The organism is Protofrankia sp. CiP1_Cm_nod4, assembly GCF_982290645.1.
Genome location: NZ_CEVIVC010000133.1, coordinates 2,347 through 3,932 on the forward strand (window position 1 = coordinate 2,347; position 1,586 = coordinate 3,932).

The following is a 1,586-nucleotide window of genomic DNA, read 5'->3' on the forward strand; positions in this document are numbered from 1 at the left end:
CCGGCGCCAACGGTAAGATCATCAGCAGCAAGACTGGCAGGGCCGGCGCCGACGGCAGAGCTGGTACCGACGGCCGGGCTCGGCGTGCTGGCCGGGCCACCGGCCGCCGGGTTCGGCCACAGGGGACGGCAGGCGGCGACCGCCAGCAGCCACACCAGGTACTGGGGGCTGAGCACCCGGCTCGTCACCAGGACGACCAGGAGCAGCGCCAGCATCCGGTCCGCCGGATTCCCCGCCGGATTCGTGGCCGGATTCGTGGCCGCGCGTGACCGCCGGGGCGTCCACCACCACGCGGTGGCGGCGAGCATGGCCACGATCTCCACCACCGAACAGGCCGTCGCCACGGTGCGTGCCGCCGGGGAGCCGAACTGGAACGATCCCCAGTCGTAGACCGGGCCCGGGCCCAGGCCGACCATGTGCGCCAGGACGAACGGGGTCGCGGGGACGGCCTCGGTCTGCAGGCCGCGAGCTTCCTGCGCGCCGAGGAAAGCGAATGACTCCCGCCACCAGCCCGTCGCGAACAGCACCGCGGCCACCAGCGCCACCGCCGCCACCAGCCCGCCAGCCAGCCTGGCCAGGGCCGGCCACGACGCCGCGCCGCCGCTGGCACCCGCCACCAGAGGGCCCGGACACGCGTCGGAGCCCGGGGCCAGGGCCGGCAGCGGGGGCGGCTCCCCCGCACCCGGCGCCTGGCGCGCCTGGATCCGCGAGCGGGCCGGGCCCGCCCCCGCTGCCGGGCCATGCGCTGCCACCACGCCGCCGAGCACGGGCAGGAGCAGCGCCGGCCACACCTTGACCAGGACGCCGAGGCCGACCGCGACGCCCACCAGTCCCCACCGCCGGTCGGCGACACCGACCAGCGCGGCCACCACCAGGGCGGCCGGTAACAGGTCGAAACGGGCCAGCGCGACCGGTCCGAGCGCGCAGATCCCCAGCAGCCAGAAGCGGGCCGCGGACGCCGAGCGCCGGGCCAGCATGCCGGTGACCGCCGCGTCCACCATAATGATCATTAGGAAGAAACCGACCTCATAGGGCAGCCTGGCGGCCGCCTCCAGCACGGACGGGACGGCGAGCGCGATCGCCGCGGCCGGCGGGTACTGCCAGCGGTCGTCGTCAACGGGCAGCCCCGCGCCGTGCACCAGGCCGTAGCCCCAGTGGCCGTAGAGCCGGACGTCGCCGAGCACCCCGTGCTGCGCGCCGAGCGTCCTGCCCGCGACAGCGAGGACGATCAGGACCACCCGGGAGACCAGCCAGAAGACCCAGATCCGGCGGGCCGGCCAGGGCCTGAACCATGGCCGTGTCCGCCGCCGGGCCTGGCCCGCCCACCGGGACAGGCGCGCCCACCGGGACAGGCGCGCCGGCGGCACGGGCCGGCCGGGATACCCGGGTGGTGGGAGCCGTCGGGGCACGGACAGGCGGCGGCCGGGCCGCTGTGGCGCCGGCCCGGCGGCACCGATGTCAGCCGTCCGCACGTTCCATGACGGTATCCGCCGCCGGGGTGCCGGGTTCCGCCTGCCCGGCTGGCCCGGGGCTGTTCCGGTCCGGGCCACGCCGGTCCGGGCGGTTCCCGCGGCCGGCCTCCTCGT

General features: G+C 76.7%; 1 protein-coding gene. It reads right to left on the reverse strand.

What is annotated here, in order from left to right; genetic code table 11:
• Nucleotides 1–1,238, reverse strand: a 1,238-nt coding sequence (locus tag AC5LSR_RS19530) for a glycosyltransferase family 87 protein (protein ID WP_493468782.1), incomplete at its 3' end; no start/stop codon positions are given.
• Nucleotides 1,239–1,586 lie beyond the last annotated feature (348 nt).